This is a genomic window from Phycisphaeraceae bacterium (assembly GCA_020851465.1).
Taxonomy (GTDB): domain Bacteria; phylum Planctomycetota; class Phycisphaerae; order Phycisphaerales; family Phycisphaeraceae; genus JADZCR01.
This window is the reverse complement of the sequence record JADZCR010000002.1, coordinates 238,519-258,446: the sequence shown is the minus strand read 5'-3', so window position 1 is coordinate 258,446 and position 19,928 is coordinate 238,519. Positions and strand designations below refer to the sequence as shown.

Genomic DNA, 19,928 nt, shown 5'->3' with positions numbered 1-19,928 from the left:
GAGTGTTGATTGTCGGATTATTCAGAAAGGAGGGCGCTTAAGCGAGAAGCATCACATTCCGCACGAAATCTCATTTCAAGCCTTCGTGGTCATCATCGTGATCGTGACCTTTTCCATTGCTATATTCGTGACCGTAGCCATTACCGTTGTAATGATGGCCTTCATCATCGTCATGGGGCGATCCGGTATTTCCAATAGTCACCATAATCGGGTCGGGGTACAGCACCATTGAGGCGGTGACGGCAGGTTTACCTTCAGCGTGGCCGTCGAGGAAAATCACATCACCTTTGGGTTTGGATGAAGCATGACGCGGGACAAAATCGCGCGTCAGCGTGTCAAGGATGTTGAATCCGCCGGAAACCACCCAGTTACCCAGTAAATCCATATGGTTTGGATTGTTGCTGTGAAGATGAGCATCCAGATCAGGGCCGTTGTTGGTCAGCACGCTTGGGATTTGGAAATTTCCAGGGGGGAAGTGAGTGAACGTGACGTTATTACCAGCGATCCAGACCTGGGAATTAAAACTTGCAGTGGCACCCGGCGAATTGTCATCGCTATCAGGCACATCCCGATACCCTTCGTAGCTGATGATCCGTTGTGAAGGCGAATAAATCGCTTCATAGCGCACGCGGTAGAGGGAAAACTCCGGGTTAAAGGCATAGCTCGATTGGATAACGTTTGGTCGCTGGGTGATTGCAGAGGGAAGAAGCAGTGGTGACGGGTCGCTGGGGCAGGTGAAGGTTCGAGGGTCAGCAACCTGCACCATTTCTGTAGGAGTTGGAAACAGGCCATTCTGCTCCTGCACTTCAATCAGAACCGGCAAGGTGGTCTGTCGGTTGTTGCTCAGGCAAACGATGCTGCGTGCTGAGTCGCGTCCTCGTTGCAGCGCAGGTAACAGCATCGCCACCATTGCGACCATGGTCACAATGACGACGAGCATTTCCACGAGCGTAATACCCAGACCAAACCGACGACGCATTGATCCTCCGACCAGGTTATCGATTCCCAGCCGCTGCTTTTTCGGTCTCTACCCCCACCTTAGAAGTGATCCCGAAATAAATCGCTGCAGAAAATGCTGATTCGAGTTGTCTCGCACTTCACAGCACCCAAACGCCAACTGAATGTGCAATTTTAGCATTTAGATAGGGAATTTAAGATGAAAAGTAAATTAATTATCGAAAATTGCTAGACAGGCGGGTATTTGTTGCCACAGCAACAAACGAATCATAACTAATTGAAATAACGTATTTTACGTAATTCTCTGATTGTATTTGAACGATTGATCGTCAGTCAGACAGCAGTTGCGCCCATCTTTGTAGAGGTCGGAAAAGAAGCGTACCAAGTACAGCTGATGGGTTCCGAAATAACGAGAGCGGACCTTTCCATTGCCCCTTTTGGCGCAATTGGGCAAACCCATGTGACAACTCACGGCGGCTTTGCGGTATCTGGCGCAGTACGACTGCCATCGGCAGGAGGACAGCGCGGGGTATCTTGCAGTGACGAAGTACTCGCAGCACATCGACAGGCCGTGTGGTTCCGATCAAAACAACTGCTGCCAGCGCCATCGGCGCGAAGCGGAGCGCGAAAGTTCGGATGAGGTCAATTACGCGGTCGGGATCGTGATGCCACAAATAGCTAGCCGCTGCGAACACCGCCCAACCCCAAACGATACCCAGGAGTGTTTGAAGGACCCGGCGACTTGAGCCGAGCACCAGCGCGTAGGTGAGCGTCAGCAACGTGATCGCAGTCAAAGCGGACCATTTCTGAATCGCCAAGGGAAGGATGGCTACGAGCAGGAGCATCGCCAGCCGTAACGCGGCGGGACGCACACCTCGAACCACGGTACGGCTGCCGGGCATTCCGTGTGTTAATGGCTGACTCTCGGCATCTATGGCCGGTTCGATGGTCTCGACGGGAGAAGGTTTCGCCCAGCCTCGCCATGTCAGCATCACGCCGAGCCACGCACCGCCGATGCGCAAAGGCCATTCAGCGAACCAGAGTCCCCAGAGGAATGGTTCGTGTTGATCCGCCGTGCCAAAGTAGATTTTGATGGGTGAACCGAGGCCTGCCGCCCATGTGAATAGACCAGCAGCGATGAGTATGCCAAGCCGTCGATTAATCAAGCCTGCCGTTTTGCCGCCGACGGCACCGAGTATTCCGGCAAAAGTAAGGACGATGGGTAGATAAGGAACTCCGATCTGGATCAGGAGCACCAAGCCATAGACGATCCCCAGCAGGGGTAGCACGCGCCATCGGTGTTGCTTACCCAGCAGCAGGGCGATCACCGCACCGTCCAAGACAGCCTTGGGTCCGCTGTGGGCCAGTGAGTTGTAATGGCCCATCATCGCCATCATCAGGAGGATGATGACGGTACCGCCGAAGACCATCATGGTGGCGGCCGCTCCTACGCGACCAAGCTCACGCGGCGTAAACACGACGCGTGGCGCTGTAGGGCCACTTTCTAATGCACGGCTCATGAGTTTTCCCGTGCGGGTTCAACACTTGTAAACAATTCTCCCACGATCCGCCCCGGTCAGATTGATATAAATTCGTAGCCGTCTGATGAATTAAATTCCAACGGCTGACGGTAGGAAAAACCAACCTCTTTCAGCGCATGTGATTGCTTTACACAGCTGCGTTGGAGATCCGTAACCGGTCAATGGCGATGCGCATGTCCCGGCGATGCGGAGACCGGAGGAGCACCAGCCATCAACTCATCGTCGATTGCGCTGATACCGTCAAAGGTGGTTGCCGCTGCCGCCACAATTTCCGTTATGCGATCTTGTTCAAGGGGCAGACTGTCCAGACGCTGTTTGAATTGCTCCCACAGCGGTCGCTGCTGTTCACCATGCGGATCCATGTAGCGGACGCCGTCAGCGGTATGGAGGCCGTAAGCCTGTCGAACGATGCGGCAAAGATAACGGGCACCGTTTTTACTGCCCTCAAAGACGTAGTGAACACCTACCAGTGCGGTCGGGTTCTTAGCTGCGGTTTGATCGATCTGCTCACAAAGTTGCTGGGTGGATTTAAGCGGAGTGATGGAGCTGATATTGACGCCAAAGTGACGCAGATCAGCCTCGGCATGCGGGGCGAGAAACTGTTGTTGATCGATTAACACGGATACTTCCGGCGCGGTCGTGTTCAGGTTCGCCAGATGCTTTTCCAGCACGCGATGGATGAGGTAACGCTGGCCGAGCATGGCCAGGTACAAATCTCGCGGCAGTGTGCCGGCGGCAAGAGAGCGTTCCAATGCGCGTCCCTCAGCATTCTTGTGATGCTGGGCCGTGTGTTCACGCAATTGCAATGTCAATGGAGGATTTGATGCTATGGAACTCATGAATATTTCTTTCGGTAAGGATTGTGATTCAGGAGCGAGTACCCCGATACTCAATCTCCGTCCTTGTCATCCGTCAGGCCGTGGTAGTTGTCAGTCTTGATCAGGACGACATGCAGGTCGAGCATGAGTTGGTTGAAATACCCAAAGTGCGGGGTCAGCCACGGTCCGGTCAGACCGCCTTGCTGGTTGAGAAAATCGCGGATGAGGTAATAGGGGCCGGAACTTCGAATCAGCGGCCAGCCTTCCGCCCCATCAGGAAGATAACTCTCATCCTTGGTGAGCATGTCGTACCTGCGACCGTTGAGATATTTCAGGTCCCAGTTGTAATCGACTCCGCTGATGGGGTTGCGGAGCTGATCAACCGTCTCCGGGATGCCGTTGAGATTATCCGCGGAGGAGAAACGATACGAAATTTTTACGTTGGATTCGGGATATCCCAGAATCTGTGAAGGGCACCGCATGATGCTCAGGTCGGTGAAGTAGTCCTTCATCGTCTGAGGCCATTCATGAGGATAAAGTGCAGCATCGAATGGATCAGCATTGAAATCGCGTGAGCCGTCCGGTTTGAAAAGAGCTGAGTCAATGTAAGGAAGAGTGTCGCGCCAGTCGGTGATATAAGCGGCCAGCGCCACGCCTGATTGCTTCAGCGCGCTGCCGCATTTGATCTTTTCTGCGACAGCGCGAGCTTTGCTCAATGCCGGCAAAATGATCGCAACCAGAATGGTGATGATCGAAATGACCACGAGGAGCTCCAGGAGCGTGAACGCGCATTTGCCGCGTCCCCGCCCCCGTTGCGTGATCCGATCAGCCGATGGGTGCGCACCTTGCCGGGATTCCAGGTTATTCCAGCGATCAGACTGGTATTTCGTCACGGTCCTTGACTCCAGCCATATCTCCCCGAAAGCAGATCCATCCGGTTAAAGAAAGTTGAATCAAGCTCGCCGCCGCCGCGACTGTACCAGAGTGGCGCCCAGCACCAAAACTGCGAAGGAGGTCGGTTCAGGAATTGGGGCAGTGACAATTTGCAGGAACGGCCTTGCGCTAGCGGTCGCGTAGTCCGACGAACGGAACATGACTCCGTAGTCGTCCGGTGGCGGGCCGGCACCGCGCCAGTCGGCGGCATCACGGGTGATCGCCACGCCGTAGTTTGTGGAGGGTGAGTTCAGCCAGCTAAGGAAGAGGGCAACGGGAATGTTCCAGGTGGACACGATGGAATTATCCGCCGCCACCGCTGTGATCGTGTTTGTGCTCAGCGGAGACAGGCCGATACCCGGCTTGTTATTCCAGGTCAGTGTGTTTTCCGACCAATCGGCCGAAACTTCATACAACGAGATCGTGACTGGGTTGCTGCTATTCGGGTCTTCGCCTGTGCCTGCAAGAATCGGGCGCGTCGTCAGTCCCAGCGTGACGGAAGCCACCTCGTTTTGGTTAAACACGGGCAGACTGCTGAAGTCACTGAAACGAATGTAGCTCTGCGTAGTATGGTCACCTCCGATGGGGAAATAAGAAGCTCCCAGCAGCGGCGCGTAGGTGGGGAAACCAACCTGGAAATTAGTGGTTGGAAACCCAGCATAGAGAAACACGTCATCAACACCCGTTGCATCGGGTTGGAGCGTGAGTACATCCGCGCGGGCGAATGGACTCAGCAGACCGGTAACAGCAGCTAGCACTAAGGCAGACAAGACTCGACGAAACATTTCACACTCTCCATTGCGGGATGCGCCCGCATAACCTGCGAACCGTGTTGCTTGCCGGATGCACATCCGACAAGCGCGACGAGGATTCCAATAACTCATGATCTTTTTTCAATCAAACAACGAGGCGGGAGTACTCCATTATAAGCGAAAAAGCTTCCAAAAACACGCTACAACTCAGCAAATCAGCGACTACATGCGGGGGCGATCCACGGAACCGATTGAATTCAGTAATTAATCAAAAATTCAGAGAAAAACTTTACGGATTTTGTGTGATTCCAATTTTCGATTCTGTTGTCCGCTGGCTGTTTCAACGCTGGTTTACCAAGATGACATAAACGACGGATGCTGCATTGAACACAACTGGTTTTATCCGCAGATGCGTCCGATCATCAAAATCCCTGGCCCTAGTCTCCTTTCCTACTTACGTACAGTTCTGATGCAAACATCAAAGCTCGATACCCAGCCGTAATTGATGGGGATAATTTTGTAACCAATTACATGCCAATTATGCGAATGATAATCATTCTCATTTAAGTTTTGTGGTTTGTCAAGTCACGTACCGTGAAATGGGCAGAAAAAATCGTTGCGGTGATTCGGAACGGGAAAACTACCGCTTGACACGGATAAAAAGGCTGGAAACCTTCCTCGCTAAAATGTCCCGCCCCCATGCCCGATCAGCATTCTCAACCCTCGAAGCCAGCCAGATGGAACGGCTACCGCAGCACGCACAGAATGCGGAGTCACCACGAAGCCCACAATACGCCAGCTCCGCCTCCGGCTGTCCTTGACCACCCCCTCGTGCCGACGAATGTGCCGGAGATCGTGCAGGACCGGGTGGGTTTAACCAGGCTTATTGGCGAGCTGCGCGATGCGGGACGGTTTGCCTATGACAGTGAGTTCATCGGAGAACAGAGTTACTTTCCCAGGCTCTGTCTGGTGCAGGTCGCAACAACAAAAAAAGTGACGCTGGTCGATCCACTCGCGGGATTAGACCTGCAACCGTTCTGGGCTTTGCTGGCGGATGATGCGGTAGAAAAAATCGTTCACGCAGGGGTGCAGGATCTCGAGCCGGTATTGAGACATCTTGGGAAGCCGCCACAACGAGTTTTTGATACTCAAATCGCGGCTGGGTTCATCGGCCAGACGTATCCCATCGCCATGGGGAAACTCGCGTTACATCTGACCAGTGGAGATGTCGGACAGGGTTTGAAATTCAGTCAATGGGACTATCGGCCGCTGTCTCCGATTCAGACTCAGTACGCCGCCAATGACGTGCGATACCTGCCATTGGTGCGGCACGAGCTAGGCAAGCAATTGGATTTGCGAGGTAATGCTTCATGGGCTGAGGAAGAATGCAGCGTGCTGACCGATCGCTCGCTTTATGAGTTTGATCCCCAATCATCGCGACTGCGGGTGCGCGGCGTTGAGATTCTTCGGCCGCGACAGAAAAATGTGTTGCGGGCTCTGCTCGCCTGGCGCGAACAGTCCGCACGCGAGGCGGATGTTCCACCCCGATCACTGGTCAATGACGGCGTGCTTCTCACACTGTCCCGTTCGCCGGCACGAACAGTAGCGGACCTGGCGCGGATTCGACATCTGCCCCGGCCTGTCGAGGATGTCTGGGGGCAGACGATCGTGGATTTGACGCAGGCAGCGATGAAGGAACCGCCGATCCAGGAGAACAGCCCGTTAGTCTCCGCGGACCGTGATCGCGTGGAGTCGTTCTGGACCATGATTCAGACACGTGCCGCGGATCGGACCATCGCCCCGGCACTTGTGGCAAGCAAGCGGGAAATCGCTCGATTACTGGCTCTACGCACGGCTGGCATTACAGAAGACTCACGGCTTACCAGAGGGTGGCGGCAGGAACTGCTGGCTGATGTCCTCGCAACCATTTAAGGATTTAGTATCTCTCCGGCTGGCAGGGGTCGTCTTTCGTACTCGCGTGTTTCATCAATCGAGAGTGTTCCCTTACTCTTTTTCCAATCGCCAGCGCACCGCGAAGTGGACCAGTTCAGTACTGCTCTTGACATTGAGCTTGCTTTTGATGTGTTCGCGATAGGTCTCGATCGTTTTCGTGCTTAGAAATAATTTTCTGGCGATCTGCCTTGTGGTCAGGCCGTCGCCGATGAATTCAAAGACTTCGAGCTCGCGGTCGGAAAGACTCTCGACGGGAGAAGTCTGAATCCCGTCGCTGGGTGTGACAGCACGATGAAGCAGTTGGTCGGTCATCCGTTCACTCAGATAGACCTTGCCGCTGAGGATGGTTTTGATCGCAGCCATCATTTTTTCGATGGCCTCCTCTTTGTTGATATAGCCTCTGGCCCCAGCGCGCAAAGCACGCTCTGCATACAGCGACTCATCGTGCATTGACGAGACAAGCATCAGAGTGTTCGGATTGCGTGATTTGATTTGTTTGATCAACTCGATGCCGCCAACATCTTTGAGCGAAATATCCACGATGATCAGATCCGGCTGAGTAGCTTCGAACAGCTCAAGGGTATCGGCAGCCCCTTCCGCCTGTCCGCACACGCTGAAACCCGGCTGCTCCTCGATGAGCCTGGCCAGCCCCTGGCGGACAATAGGATGGTCATCGACGATCAGGATTTTTGATGGGCGATCAATCGCGGTGGCTTTCGTCATGACAGAAACATCTCCGCTGGTCTGTCAATACTTCATGTGACCGAAACCGCTCACCATACGGCAATCATACGCAGTCTGAACCATTCATAGTCATAACGTGATAACGCGAAAAAATATATTGTGCAGTTCCACCACGAAGAGGATTCGGGTTGTTGCAGCTCGTTGTTGTGTCGTTTACGAACCGAATAAGGATCGTTGAATAGAAACCCGTAGATTTGTATCAGGTATCGGTGAACGGTTGTCTCTCAAGCCATTGACGTGCTGCCGCTGTGTTTCCGCAGATCAGAAAAACTTCCTGCCAACTGCCCGCCTTGGTGTAGATGCACTTGAGACCAGTTGCCGGTTTACCCGCGGAGGCGGCAGCATTTCCCGCGGTTTCATATTGGATCTTGAGTTTGGCGGGAGTATTGCCTCGCTTGCGACCCATGCGGCCGGGGACGATCCGCGAAACGTGAGGACACTCACGGATGATCCGATCGAGCAACTCATCGAGTCCGTCGATTCGGCCGTGCTGTCGCTTGATCGCTCCGAATTTGACCATACGAAGATTCTACCGATGAGAGTACGATGCCGTGTCACTTGCAGAACTGCTCCGATACCCCGTGTTATTGGAGTCAATCGACGGGCTTCCGGGTTGTGATGATTGACGTGCGGCGATGTCGTGGGCTGCTCAAACTCGCTTGAACTGTTTTTCCAGGTCTTTGAGTGTCAGGCGGATGGTAGTCGGCCGTCCATGCGGACAGTTACTGGATCGTTCGATTTCGTCGCGTTTCGCCAGAAGTGCAGCGAGCTCTTCCGGTCGCATGGCGTCTCCAGCTTTCACCGCTGCCTTGCAGGCCATCATATCCAGCACCTCGTGCAGCACCGCTTCGTCGGTATTCACGCTGGGTTGATCGAGTTGACCGTCCTCAGCTTTATCGAGGAGTTCCTCACAAAACTCGACGGGGTCCACGTTGCGGTCGAAGAGGAATGACGGAAACGCATGAACCGCGACCGCATCTTTGCCGATTGGCTCAGCTTCGATGCCGATCCGCTCCAGGAGCGGCTTGAGTTGCTCAATCAATGCCTGCCGTTTTACGGAGGCGGATACGACCGCAGGCATCAGTAACCGCTGACTTTCCAGCGTGGATCCCGGAGCCAGCACGCGGCGGCGAAGCTCCTCGAACATCACCCGCTCATGCAGTGCGTGCTGATCGACGATGAGCAGCCCCTGATCGTCCTGCGTCACCAAATAGCTCTGATGAACTTGAAGGACACCCTGCGCACGCAGCACGGGCGCAACTAGCTCCGATTCCGTCCCGGATGGGTTCGGCAAAGAGACGGACTGATCGGATAAATTGCCGACTACCTCGCGGCGAACTTCCTCATATACAAAGTTTTTCTGCTGCGGGTCCATTCTGCGGAAGTACTCCACAAAAGCCGCAGCATTGGTTTGCGGGATCGGCGTTGAGGTTTGGGGCGGGGGGATCGACATGCTCGATCCGCGGGAAGTATCCAGTGGTGGCATCCCAACGCTCGGCGTCAGATCACCCGCCAACAACCGCTGCCGCATTGCTGCGAGCGCCAGGCCGTGCCAGCGATTGGGATCACCGAAGCGGACTTCAGCTTTAGCAGGGTGCACGTTCACATCGACGGCGCGCGGATCGATTTCCAAAAAGACTACTGCGACCGGTTGTTTATCCGGCGGGATCAAGCCGCGATAGGCTTCTTTGATGGCGTGTGTCAGCGTGCGGTCGCGGATCGGTCGCCCGTTGAGGTAAAGGTATTGAAACTTGCCCGTGGCGCGGGCAATCGCGGGCAGCCCGGCAAGCCCCCATACACGAGCGCGCTTGGTGCGGTTGTTTTCTTCTATCACTGCATCGGGGCTTATATCCTCCTGCTCGAACTCGAGCATGGCTTCATCGAGTTCCTCTCCCAACACATCGATACAGCGCTGACGACGCGATGAAGTTGCAAAGACCTCAAGTGATTTTTTGCCGTTATGCAGGAGGGTGAACGACACATCCGGACGGACCATTGCGAGCCGACCAAGTAATTCGGTGATGTGACCAAACTCCGTCGGCCCGGCACGCATGAACTTCCGTCGTGCGGGGGTATTGAAAAACAGGTCTCGCACTTCGACGACAGTGCCCGGAGCGCAGGCATCGGGGGTGACTTCGCCCACATAGTCGCCGGACGCCTGGAGGTATGCTCCGGACTCAGCGGACTTGCCATCGATTGTCGCTCGGCTGGTCAGACGCATCCGGCTGACACTGGCGATGGACGCCAATGCCTCGCCGCGGAATCCCATGGTTGTGATCGCGGCAAGCTGATCGGGAGTCTGAAGCTTGCTCGTGGCGTGAGGTGCAAGCGCCAGTGACAACTCATCCGACGGGATGCCTCCGCCATCATCGCTGACACGAATCAACTCCCGGCCGCCATCCTCAACGGCAACTTCGATGCGCTTCGCGCCGGCGTCGAGGCTGTTTTCCACGAGTTCTTTGACGACACTGGCCGGCCGCTCGATCACCTCGCCCGCAGCGATCTGATTCACCAGCAGCAGCGGCAGCTTGCGAATAGGCATGTCGGCCATGTTAGCATGGGTTTACCCGACCTCGACACGAGGGGTATTCTCGCCGGTTTGATAAAGTTCCTTATTCCAACAATCAGAGACACCATGGCACAGACTTCAACAATCGACAAACTGGATAAAAACTTCGTTCCTCTGGAAGTGGCTGACGGCGTGCGCTGGTACGACATCCGCGCGCTCGGCGTTGAGGGGCGAGGATGGAACGACACCGAGGAGTTTTATGATCGCTTGCCAGCCCGGGCGAAAGCCATTGTGCGTCCGCCGGTCTGGGAACTCAGCCATCATTCCGCGGGAATCAACGTTCGATTTGTAACTAACGCGACAGCCATCTCTGCACGGTGGACGCTGCGTTCCGAAAACTACGCCATGCCGCATATGCCGGCGACAGGTGTCAGCGGACTCGATTTGTATGGCCGAAAAAGCGGTCGCTGGCTCTGGGCAGGTACCGGCATACCGGGAGCGTCGCTCACCAACAAAGTCACGATAAACGGTTCGCTGGATGGATCGCGCGAGTACCAGCTCTTTCTGCCGCTCTACAACGGTGTCACAAGTGTGGCTATTGGCATTCCTGAAGGGGCCACGATCAAGCGCGCCAAGCCGCGATCCGGCAAAAAAGGCAGAGGTTTTGTCGTGTACGGCACATCAATTGTGCATGGCGGATGCGCGAGTCGATCCGGTATGGGCTATCCGGAAATCATGTCCCGTGATCTTGATTGCAATTCGATCAATCTCGGCTTTTCCGGTAATGGACCGATGGATCTCGAAATGGCGCCGTTTCTGGGTGAACTCAACCCTGCGGTCTTTGTGCTCGACGGCCTGCCAAATATGTCTCCCGAACAGGTGAGTCAACGCACGGAGCCGTTCGTTAAAACCCTTCGCACCGCCCGGCCACGAACACCGATCGTGCTGGTCGAAAACATCATCTATCAATCCCAGCCGTTTCAGAAGTCCGGTGCCAACATTCGAACGGATAAGAATGCACGGCTTCGCGAAGCCTTCCGCCAGTTACTCAAGATTGGGGTGAAAGACCTGTTCTACGTCAAGGGCGATACGCTTCTGGGTGATGTTGAGAGGGATAACTTCGGCACGGTGGACGGCGTGCATCCGACGGATCTGGGATTTTTGCGCATGGCAAAAGTGATTGGGAAAACGGTCCGCCGATTCCTGTAGCTGACAGCAAGATGCGAGGCATGAGGCTGGTCGTCTGGCTGAGAGGATTTGCGCATCGACTGATGTTGTTCCAATGACGCGAAGTTGTCATGGCCCAGACGCTTTCCGAAATCAAATCACTTCTGGCAACTTATGGCTTGCATCCGCGGCATCGGCTGGGGCAGAACTTTTTGCACGATGCCAATCAGATGGCTCGGATTCTTGACGCAGCCGCATTGAAAGATGGCGAACTCGTGCTCGAGGTAGGCCCCGGCACCGGTGCGCTGTCGGAACGGTTACTGGATGCTGGTGCTCGGCTGGCGATGGTGGAAATCGACGGCGAGCTTGAGCCGATTTTGCGACAGCGCGTGCTGGAACGTCGCCCGGAACGCGCGAGACTTCTCATCGCTGATGTCCTGGCGGGTAAGCACGACATCAACCCAGCGGTGTGGCAATTACTCGATGAGGTCCGCGAGACAGGTACTCCTGACCTGGCACACCGACCTTCTAACCCGTTTGACTTCAAGCTGATCGCTAACCTTCCCTATAACGTCGCTTCGCCACTCCTGGCGAACCTGGTGCTTGATCATCCTGAGATGACGCTGGCTGTGGTGATGATCCAACGTGAGGTGGCTGATCGACTGACTGCTGAGCCGGGCGGCAAGGACTATGGTCCGCTGGGAATTTTCGTTCAGGCAGCGTGCCACGTTGAGCGGATCGCAATATTGACTCCCGGATGTTTCTGGCCGGCTCCGAAAGTGGACTCAGCAGTGGTGTGCTTACGTCGCCGAAAAGAGCCACTTGCTCCGGATCTGAAAGCCCTATCTCATCTGCTGCATACGTTGTTTTCAAAACGCCGCAAGCAGATCGGTTCGATTCTTGGTCGGAATACCGTGCTTCCCGCCGCCATTGATCCCATGGCCAGGCCAGAGCAGCTCACTATTGAACAGTTCGTCGCGCTGGCAGCTTCGGTGTCCTTGAAGTAGTTGCTCGCGGGTATAACCGCTATGGACAGGGAAGGAACAATTTGAAATCTGCGCCGCTGGAACCTGTCCCTGACCCGGCTTACCATCCTCCAGCGGGTGTCGGCCTGACGACAGGTCGAACCCGCGGCAAGAAGGACTCGACTCATGCGTACTCTCCTGGCAATTCCCGTTTATAACGAGCAAAAGCACGTCACCAAGGTTCTCGATGAGGTGCGCCGTTATGCCCGCGACATTTTGGTCATTGATGACGGCTCCACCGATGAGACGCCGTTACTGCTGGCCAAGCAACCCGTTGAAGTCGTGAGACATGCCCGCAACCGCGGATACGGCCAGTCAATGATCGCTGCGTTTCGATGGGCGACCTGTCAATGCTATTGCTACGACTGGCTGATCACCATGGACTGCGACGAGCAGCATCAACCCGCGAGCCTGCCGGATTTCCATGCTGCCATTCAGCAGGCACAGAACGACCGGGAGAATGGCGCGGATGTGATCAGCGGCAGCCGATACATGACCGTCGAGTCGGCTGTGACTGTTGCGCCGACGGATCGCCGTGCGATCAATCGCAAGATCACAGCTATGGTCAATGACCGTCTGGGTCTGCGGCTCACTGATGCGTTCTGTGGTTTCAAGGCCTACCGAGTCAAAGCACTCCGCCGTCTTACGCTTGACGAGACCGGCTACGCATTCCCGCTTCAATTCTGGGTACAGGCAGTTGCGAATGGTTTGCGCATAACCGAGCTGCCGATCGATCTGATTTACAACGACCCGAATCGCAGTTTCGGCGGATCGCTGGACAATCCTGACCATCGCCTGGCCCACTACACTCAGGTGTTTGAGCGTGAGCTGGCGAAGTTTCCCGATAAATTTCCGCAGGCTGAACCCGCGTGCGCCAATTGTGATTCTGAAGAGTAAGTCACGTCGGAAATGTGTCACACGCATCGTTCGATGTTCCGCATCCCCTTCGTGGGGATGATCTGGTTGCAAATAGCCCTGGCCAGGTTCGGTAGAGTGTCTCTATGAAAGTGCTGGCCGAGCCACGGGTACACGAGTGGGTGTTGCGGCCCGGTTCAGTACCGGCTGCTGACCGTGTTGCGGATCGGGCCTTTCTCAAAGAACTACTGAACCAGAATTCACTGCTCCTGGGCGGGCCACAGGTTGTTGAGGTAACGAGTATCGTCGCAACGGGGCACCAGGCGTGGCTCTGGCATCCGGGGATACTCGCCAAGGATGTGGCGACCTCGCTTACAGCCGATCGGATGGGGGCAACGACTTTTCATCTTGTCGTTGATCAGGATGTTCATGAGGCCCTTGCGCTCGATGTTCCGATCTACGACGGCGACACGTTGCGTTCCCAACGGGTCAATCTCGCACCGGAAAACTTAACTCTGCCGTCAGGATCGCAGCCTGCTGCGGATTTGGAGGTGATCCAGTCTTCGCTCGACGCTCTGACGAAAAACTCGCTGGCTGCTGATATCGGTTCGCTCCGAAACACGATACGGACGCTTCCGCCGGCCCGTACTTTGGCTGAACAAGTCGGTGCATGGACCGACAAACTCATGGAGCCTTGGACCGGCTCGATGCCTTTGCTGTTCGCTACGCAGTTAAATCTGCTTCCATCCTTCGACTACCTCGTACAACGGATGCTGGCGGATGCTCGTCATTGCGCAGCGATTTACAACCGCGCAGCCGTCCGACATTTTGAGGCCAGGGTTTCCCAATTGGTTGTGACGCGCGATCGCGTAGAACTGCCCTTATGGGCATTGGGATGGCAGCAGCCTCGCCTCAGGGTTTTTGCCGATCTGTCAGGATCGCGGCCGGTTCTTGCATTGGAGACCGGCGAGGTGATTGATGTCATGGGCCTGCCCCTGGCGCGAACTCGACCGGGCGGGCTACAGCTCGCGCCGCGGGCGATCTTCATGACGGCCATCCTTCGTCGATCATGTTGTGACTTGTTTATTCACGGCAAAGGCGGCGGAATCTATGAGCAGATCACCGAAGAATGGTGGCGCGATTGGGCGAAGGAGGAACTGGCTCCGATGGCTGTCGTCAGCGCGGATCTGCACCTGCCTTTTACGGTACCCGTGGCTACACGCAATGATCTGGCTCGTGCCCATTGGTGGAAACATCACCTGCCGTACAACATGGATCGCGCGTTGAGACTCGATGACGGATCGACACGGCGCAAACAGCACATCCTTAAGGAAATGCGCATTGCCAAAGGCGATAAGGTGCGGCGACGGATGTTGTTTGACGAATTACGTGAAATGAACGGGCAGCTGACAGCCGCGCATCCGCACGCAATACATCAAGCGGAGCAACGCCTATCACAGGCGAGTGTCGGTGTGCGGAATCAAGGGCTGGCGTTGCGGCGCGACTGGAGTTTCTCGCTCTATCCGCACGAGCAGCTTGATGGGCTGAAGCAGGCAATCGCAGCACTACAATGAACCGCGCTGAGCATTGAGCGTTAGAACAACGTAAAGTCGGCTCCCGCTGATGTTGCTCGCAGGTTCCGTGGTCGGCGGCACGCGGAAAAGGACATCAATAGGCATTACCTCATGATGACACGATCACGCTTTGCTCCCGCAGTCTTTTGGCTTGCGCTGGCTGCTCCCGCGATGGCCGGCCCCGTTGTCGCCAGCGAACCGGCCAAGACCACTTTTTCCCGTTGGTATCAGGTCTTTCTCGATCAGGAACAGATCGGCTACATGAATACGACGACACGCGAGTCGTCAACCGTTATCGAATCGACCACGCTGATGAAGTTGTCCATGCGCCGCGGCGAAGCGGAGATCGCCATTTCCATCGCAACGGCTTTTGCTGAGACCCCCGACGGCAAACCGATCCGCGCAACTTCCGAGCAGATGCTCGGCGGACTGGTCATGAGACAGAAGGTGACATTCGGCCCGGAGTCGATGGATGTGGTGACCACCCAGGGTGATCGACAGCGACACAGCACAGTCACCACCACCGAAGCCGATCGAAACTTTCTGACACCTGCCGCCGCGGAACGCTACGTGCATGATCGAATTGCTGCAGGTGATAAAGAGATCAAGTGGTGGGCATTCGATCCGGCCACCAGTCTGAAACGATTTGAATCAAAGCTCACGATCAAGGGAAAAGAGGATATCGAGATTGCCGGACGGCATGTCACGGCATTTTCAGCAGCGCAGGTCGGCAGCAACATGCCTGGCGTCACGCTGCTGGCTCATGTGGATGAGTTTGGAAGGCCGCTCAAGTCCACGATGCCGGTGATCGGGGGATTGTCGATCACGGTGGTGCAGGCGACCGAGGAAGACGCACGAAAACCCGGGAAGGCTGGCGAGGTGATGGTTGCATCCTTCGTCAAGCCGGACCATCCGATTCAGAAACCGAGGACACTGCGCTCCGCGGTGTACCAGATCACGTTGCAGCCGGACCAATCAGCAGGTGATGGCGCGACAACTCGGCCTGCATCCGGCTTGGTGGATTTTCCGCGTGGCGGTTATCAGCGCGTCGTATGGACGGATGAATCGACCGCCACGGTCGTGGTCGATCTTTCATCGCCGGTAAATCCTCTGGATGACGTACCCAGAGAGGAACACCGCAAGGCATCGGATTATCTGGATTTCGAGGACGAAAAGATCAAGGCCCTGTTGAAAAAAGCTCTGTCAGGCCAGCCGGACGATCTCTCCGCTTCGAGGAAGGCAGAGATATTGCGCAAGTTTGTGCATGACTACGTGGAGACGAAGGACCTGACAGTTGGTTTTGCGACCGCCACGGAAGTCGCTCGAACCGGCAGAGGTGACTGCACAGAGCACGCTGTGCTGTTGGCTGCGTTGCTGCGTGCGGCAGGTATTCCCAGCCGGGTCGTGTCAGGCCTGCTTTATGTGGAGGAATTCGCGGGTCAGAAAGATGTCTTTGGCTATCACATGTGGACCCAGGCGTGGCTCCCAGCCGAACGACGGAACGCGGACATATCCAACAAGGCTGGTTCCGCTGCCAAAGCCCATTCCACAGGAGCTTTTACCTCTGGGGCAGGGTGGGCGGATTTGGATGCTGTGCTGGAGGATGTTTCCTTCGACGCAGCTCACATTGCGCTGTCGCGCAGTTCGTTGTCGGATCAGGACGGAGTGCTGGACATGGGGCAACTGCTGCGAATGACCGGCCGACTCAAAATATCAGTGTTAGATGCGGAGCAGGAAAAGTAAAAACAAGGTCACCCGATCCGAAAAATCACGTCAACCAGCCGTACGCAGATTGGCTGTGAACTCCAAAATCAGTGACAGCCACCGTACTGTCTTACGGTGCTTACAGTCAGCCGACGAATCAACACCATCGTGATCTCCCATCCGCGAGGAATAATCTCCTCGCGGATGGGTTGACCAACAATTAGCGGGCTTACTTGTTCAGAAGCACATACTCCGCTTCCGGCACGTCGAGCGTGAAGGTTGCCTCTCCGTTTTCGTATTTCACTTCGATTGCCTTCTGCGCGCTGACGAGGCGCGCAGAACTGGGCTTGAACGGGAGTTTCACAGTGACCGTGGTGCCCTTGCTGTGGGAGCTTCCCCAGTTGATGAGGGTGACCAGCGTCCCTTTTTGGTTATCGAGGATCAACGCTTCGACATGCGGGTCGGTGATGGAGATCTCACGTGCAAGGTCGGGCTTGGCTGCGACACCCAACAGCGCGAGCTTCGTCGCAGCAGGGTCGAAGTCGATAGGCGTGTACAGGTTTTTGTAGCCTCCTCGTGCCCAGGGTACCGGCAGGGTGCCGGTTTTGAAATAGCTGTGGCCGGCGAGGGTTCCGACCGCGAACGCTTTACCTTTTCCGTAATCACGCTCGGTGACCGCTGCGCTGCCGTCACTCCACTTGCCGACGACTTTCGCACCGGATGCGCTATCGACCTTGAGCACCTGTTTCATGCCGATCGCGGGGATTTTTTCACCGCTATCGAGGGTGATGGTGTCGATGGCTGGCGCCAGAGGCAGTTCCAGGAGAGGACGAAGGTGGTACGCATTTTTGGTGACACCTGCGCTCTTGACGCCGAGGATGTTGACCAGAGCAGACTCTTCCTGATTGAATTGATTCAGGTGGCCGACACCCGCCGCCGCATAGAGCACGCCGCCGTTCTTAACCCATGCATCGATCTTTTTAGCAGCATGGTCATCAATCCACTCGCCGGCGAAGTAGATCACGTCGTAGTTGTTCAGGATGTCCTTGCCGTTAACGCCTTCCGTGATGTCATCTTCCGTAATCAGCTCGACTTCGTGCCTCGCATTGCGAAGTGCCAGGTAGAGCATCTGCTGATCTTTTCGGCAGAGCGTCTGCTGCCAGAGCGTTTGCGGGAAATTGGTGCATTGAGCGGCGAATAGATCGCTAGAGGGCTCGACCTTCAGATTCTTTTCGTTGAACTCCGTGGCTTTGCTGAGCACAATCGCAACTTTGGCTGGGCGTGGCTTGCCGCCAACAGAGACATCCTCCACTTCACCGGAGTCATAGATTGATTCCTTGAGGACGCGGAAGGAATCCTCATAGCCCCACGAGACAAAGTTTTCTGTAAACGTCTCGGCGGGAGCGACCCAGAAATTATCAATGTCGATCGCGCCTGCACCCACGGCAAATAGCATGCTGCGATGGAGGTTGTCAGGGGTCTGCCCCGGTGCATGAGGCATGATGTAAAAGTGCGAGGGAAGATTGTGATACTTCACCGCGCAGCGCACCGTGGCGAACATCCAGCCGAGGATCTGCGGCGACTCCGGGACACTGAAGATGTAGTCCTCAGCCCAATAAGCCTTCATCCCTCGGACCTTGAAGATGTCCACCCATTGTGAGATCGGGCCGTAATACTGCGGAGCAGCATGGGGAGAGTAATTCGCTCCGGTGAGGATGTCGGGGTGGAAAAGCTGCTCGACGAGTTTCGTGTTGTCAGCGAAGACGAGGAAACCCTCCTGCTCGCTGAAAAGGTTGGAGTACCAGGCGATCCGCGGGTTAGCTTTGGATAGCGTGGCCGATGCCGGGTCAACACCACCCAGATCCGCTGCGGTCAAACCTTTGGCTTTGACCCATTTTTTGAACTTCTCGTTGTTGGCAGGTTCGGCATAGTTGATTTCGGGGATGTAAATCTCATCGCCGAAGGAAAGAATCCGCATGTCCGCCCGCTGCTGGGGAGTGAGCGACTCGGCGTATTGTTTAATCTCGACAGCGTTATGAGTGTGCTGGAAATAGCCATCGCGCTTGATATGCGCGAAGTTGTCCGGAAGAAGAGTGTTGTAGCCCAGGGAATCCTTGAGCGTATCAACCCAGTTTTCACCAGCCCGTTTGGGGAAGACGCCGTAGAACGCGATTTTCTGAGGCTTTTTACCGTTGTTGGCGGTACGCCATTTGGTTTTGGCCAACTCGGTAATTCTCGAGGCGTGGTCCTTGCTCAGGATCACTTTTGCGTTTTTATCCCATGCGATTTCTTTGGGAATAATCAGAGCAGCCCCGCTGGGAAGTTGCAGGTTGGCAACCATATCCTTGCCTTCGGGATCGCGAGCCATCTGGAAGTCAAACGTCACGTTACCCGGAAGCGAGCCCATGAAGCCCTCATCGGCGGCGAGGCGCAGGACCGGGCCGATGTTAAACCACGGACTCCATGCGCCGGGCGCGACGGGCTGGCCCTTGGCGGGGAAATCACCATTGAGGCCGCCGTATTGTGGTTGCACGTGGCCTGTACCACAGGTAGCACTGAGTGTCGCGGGTGCTGCGGTTGTGTTTTTGAAGCGTGCGTAAAGCTTATTCGCCGCCCACGCCTCCATCATGAAGGGGCTGCCAATACCCTGCCCTTGAAAATTCTGATAGGTATCGCGCAATTCAGTGGTGAGCACAATGAAGTCGATGAAGCGGTCACCGCCGAGCATCGGTGCAGGCTGCGCGATGGAGGTAAGTCGGATTTCCGCCTCACCGGCAGCGAGCTGAGTGGTGGCAGCGGGGGCCTCAGCCGCGTCGTGATCCACTCCCCAGAACCACCAGATCTGTTTGTTCATCGGGGTGCCGAAGCTCCAGAATCGCGGCGCATCGACCTTGCCGTACACGTGGGAAAAGACGGTGTTTCCACCCTGAATCACTTCGATTTTGTGCAGGTAGTTGAAGTAGGGCGGAGCCTGATACTTGCTCCAGACGCGGTAGGCACCGGCTGTTGGAATCGTCACCTTTTGGGTGGCAACTGCACCAGCGCTGTCAGACGAGGCACCCAGCAGGGCACCGTTGTTCGACCACATGCCCCCATAGGAATGGCTGGCGTAGCTCTGATCCTGCGGGGTGAGTTTCCAGGCTTGTTCTGGATTGGCGGCTTGACCGGGGGTGAAAAACTCACCTTCCGCGACGATGACCGTTGGAGCCGGCGTTGCGGGAGCCTGAGCCCAGCTCATGTCGATAGCGGTGAGCAGCATAGCCAGAACGGACAGGCACCAGGTAATGCGTCGTATCATCGAAATTTTTCCTTGATGAATCCGGGTGAAGAAGATCGACGGTGGATCATATCTCAATGCGACGATGCCAGGGTGTTCGTACAGCAGTTGAATTCACT

The 19,928-nt window shown here is 55.7% G+C and carries 15 protein-coding genes; 6 read left to right on the top strand and 9 right to left on the bottom strand.

Annotation, left to right across the window (positions count from 1 at the left end; all coding sequences use genetic code 11):
• Positions 1-70: 70 nt before the first annotated feature.
• The 5 genes from IT444_03195 to IT444_03175 form a co-directional block, all read right to left on the bottom strand.
• Positions 71-979 (bottom strand): hypothetical protein, encoded by a 909-nt coding sequence (locus IT444_03195; protein MCC7191766.1) that lies wholly within the window; start codon positions 977-979, stop codon positions 71-73.
• Positions 980-1,286: 307 nt separating this feature from the next.
• On the bottom strand, positions 1,287-2,477 hold the full coding sequence (locus IT444_03190) for a hypothetical protein (protein MCC7191765.1): 1,191 nt from the start codon (positions 2,475-2,477) through the stop codon (positions 1,287-1,289).
• A 179-nt stretch (positions 2,478-2,656) separates the two neighbouring features.
• Positions 2,657-3,337 carry a biliverdin-producing heme oxygenase gene (locus IT444_03185; GenBank protein MCC7191764.1) on the bottom strand — a complete coding sequence of 227 codons (681 nt, stop codon included), beginning with the start codon at positions 3,335-3,337 and terminating at the stop codon, positions 2,657-2,659.
• A gap of 50 nt (positions 3,338-3,387) precedes the next feature.
• Positions 3,388-4,080 (bottom strand): hypothetical protein, encoded by a 693-nt coding sequence (locus IT444_03180; protein MCC7191763.1) that lies wholly within the window; start codon positions 4,078-4,080, stop codon positions 3,388-3,390.
• Positions 4,081-4,269: 189 nt separating this feature from the next.
• On the bottom strand, positions 4,270-5,034 hold the full coding sequence (locus tag IT444_03175) for a DNRLRE domain-containing protein (protein ID MCC7191762.1): 765 nt from the start codon (positions 5,032-5,034) through the stop codon (positions 4,270-4,272).
• Positions 5,035-5,700: 666 nt separating this feature from the next.
• On the opposite strand from IT444_03175, the gene IT444_03170 reads away from it, so the two are divergent.
• Positions 5,701-6,933 (top strand): HRDC domain-containing protein, encoded by a 1,233-nt coding sequence (locus IT444_03170; protein ID MCC7191761.1) that lies wholly within the window; start codon positions 5,701-5,703, stop codon positions 6,931-6,933.
• A gap of 72 nt (positions 6,934-7,005) precedes the next feature.
• Here IT444_03170 and IT444_03165 read toward each other — a convergent pair whose 3' ends face one another.
• The 3 genes from IT444_03165 to mutL all read right to left on the bottom strand — a co-directional run bounded on the left by IT444_03165 (position 7,006) and on the right by mutL (position 10,240).
• Positions 7,006-7,677 carry a response regulator transcription factor gene (locus IT444_03165; protein MCC7191760.1) on the bottom strand — a complete coding sequence of 224 codons (672 nt, stop codon included), beginning with the start codon at positions 7,675-7,677 and terminating at the stop codon, positions 7,006-7,008.
• Between the two features lie 220 nt (positions 7,678-7,897).
• Positions 7,898-8,218: a hypothetical protein gene (locus tag IT444_03160; GenBank protein MCC7191759.1), complete on the bottom strand. Its 321-nt coding sequence runs from the start codon at positions 8,216-8,218 to the stop codon at positions 7,898-7,900.
• 129 nt (positions 8,219-8,347) lie between these two features.
• Entirely contained in the window at positions 8,348-10,240 is a 1,893-nt protein-coding gene (mutL, locus tag IT444_03155; protein ID MCC7191758.1) for a DNA mismatch repair endonuclease MutL, read from the bottom strand.
• A 93-nt stretch (positions 10,241-10,333) separates the two neighbouring features.
• On the opposite strand from mutL, the gene IT444_03150 reads away from it, so the two are divergent.
• From IT444_03150 to IT444_03130, 5 genes are all read left to right on the top strand, one after another.
• Positions 10,334-11,416 carry an SGNH/GDSL hydrolase family protein gene (locus IT444_03150; protein MCC7191757.1) on the top strand — a complete coding sequence of 361 codons (1,083 nt, stop codon included), beginning with the start codon at positions 10,334-10,336 and terminating at the stop codon, positions 11,414-11,416.
• A gap of 89 nt (positions 11,417-11,505) precedes the next feature.
• Positions 11,506-12,381 (top strand): ribosomal RNA small subunit methyltransferase A, encoded by an 876-nt coding sequence (gene rsmA, locus IT444_03145; protein ID MCC7191756.1) that lies wholly within the window; start codon positions 11,506-11,508, stop codon positions 12,379-12,381.
• 144 nt (positions 12,382-12,525) lie between these two features.
• A complete protein-coding gene (locus tag IT444_03140; GenBank protein ID MCC7191755.1) occupies positions 12,526-13,296 on the top strand; it encodes a glycosyltransferase family 2 protein in 771 nt (256 codons plus the stop codon).
• A gap of 104 nt (positions 13,297-13,400) precedes the next feature.
• On the top strand, positions 13,401-14,828 hold the full coding sequence (locus tag IT444_03135) for a hypothetical protein (protein ID MCC7191754.1): 1,428 nt from the start codon (positions 13,401-13,403) through the stop codon (positions 14,826-14,828).
• A 111-nt stretch (positions 14,829-14,939) separates the two neighbouring features.
• A complete protein-coding gene (locus IT444_03130; GenBank protein MCC7191753.1) occupies positions 14,940-16,571 on the top strand; it encodes a transglutaminase domain-containing protein in 1,632 nt (543 codons plus the stop codon).
• A gap of 190 nt (positions 16,572-16,761) precedes the next feature.
• Here the strand turns inward: IT444_03130 and IT444_03125 are convergent, their stop codons facing one another.
• On the bottom strand, positions 16,762-19,830 hold the full coding sequence (locus IT444_03125) for a hypothetical protein (protein MCC7191752.1): 3,069 nt from the start codon (positions 19,828-19,830) through the stop codon (positions 16,762-16,764).
• Positions 19,831-19,928: the final 98 nt, after the last annotated feature.

Bases quoted from the DNA above. Each gene is read 5' to 3' on its own strand.
- IT444_03195 (MCC7191766.1), bottom strand. From the start codon at position 979: ATGCGTCGTCGGTTTGGTCTGGGTATTACGCTCGTGGAAATGCTCGTC.
- IT444_03190 (MCC7191765.1), bottom strand. From the start codon at position 2,477: ATGAGCCGTGCATTAGAAAGTGGCCCTACAGCGCCACGCGTCGTGTTT.
- IT444_03185 (MCC7191764.1), bottom strand. From the start codon at position 3,337: ATGAGTTCCATAGCATCAAATCCTCCATTGACATTGCAATTGCGTGAA.
- IT444_03175 (MCC7191762.1), bottom strand. From the start codon at position 5,034: ATGTTTCGTCGAGTCTTGTCTGCCTTAGTGCTAGCTGCTGTTACCGGT.
- IT444_03170 (MCC7191761.1), top strand. From the start codon at position 5,701: ATGCCCGATCAGCATTCTCAACCCTCGAAGCCAGCCAGATGGAACGGC.
- IT444_03165 (MCC7191760.1), bottom strand. From the start codon at position 7,677: ATGACGAAAGCCACCGCGATTGATCGCCCATCAAAAATCCTGATCGTC.
- IT444_03160 (MCC7191759.1), bottom strand. From the start codon at position 8,218: ATGGTCAAATTCGGAGCGATCAAGCGACAGCACGGCCGAATCGACGGA.
- mutL (MCC7191758.1), bottom strand. From the start codon at position 10,240: ATGCCTATTCGCAAGCTGCCGCTGCTGCTGGTGAATCAGATCGCTGCG.
- IT444_03150 (MCC7191757.1), top strand. From the start codon at position 10,334: ATGGCACAGACTTCAACAATCGACAAACTGGATAAAAACTTCGTTCCT.
- rsmA (MCC7191756.1), top strand. From the start codon at position 11,506: ATGGCCCAGACGCTTTCCGAAATCAAATCACTTCTGGCAACTTATGGC.
- IT444_03140 (MCC7191755.1), top strand. From the start codon at position 12,526: ATGCGTACTCTCCTGGCAATTCCCGTTTATAACGAGCAAAAGCACGTC.
- IT444_03135 (MCC7191754.1), top strand. From the start codon at position 13,401: ATGAAAGTGCTGGCCGAGCCACGGGTACACGAGTGGGTGTTGCGGCCC.
- IT444_03130 (MCC7191753.1), top strand. From the start codon at position 14,940: ATGATGACACGATCACGCTTTGCTCCCGCAGTCTTTTGGCTTGCGCTG.
- IT444_03125 (MCC7191752.1), bottom strand. From the start codon at position 19,830: ATGATACGACGCATTACCTGGTGCCTGTCCGTTCTGGCTATGCTGCTC.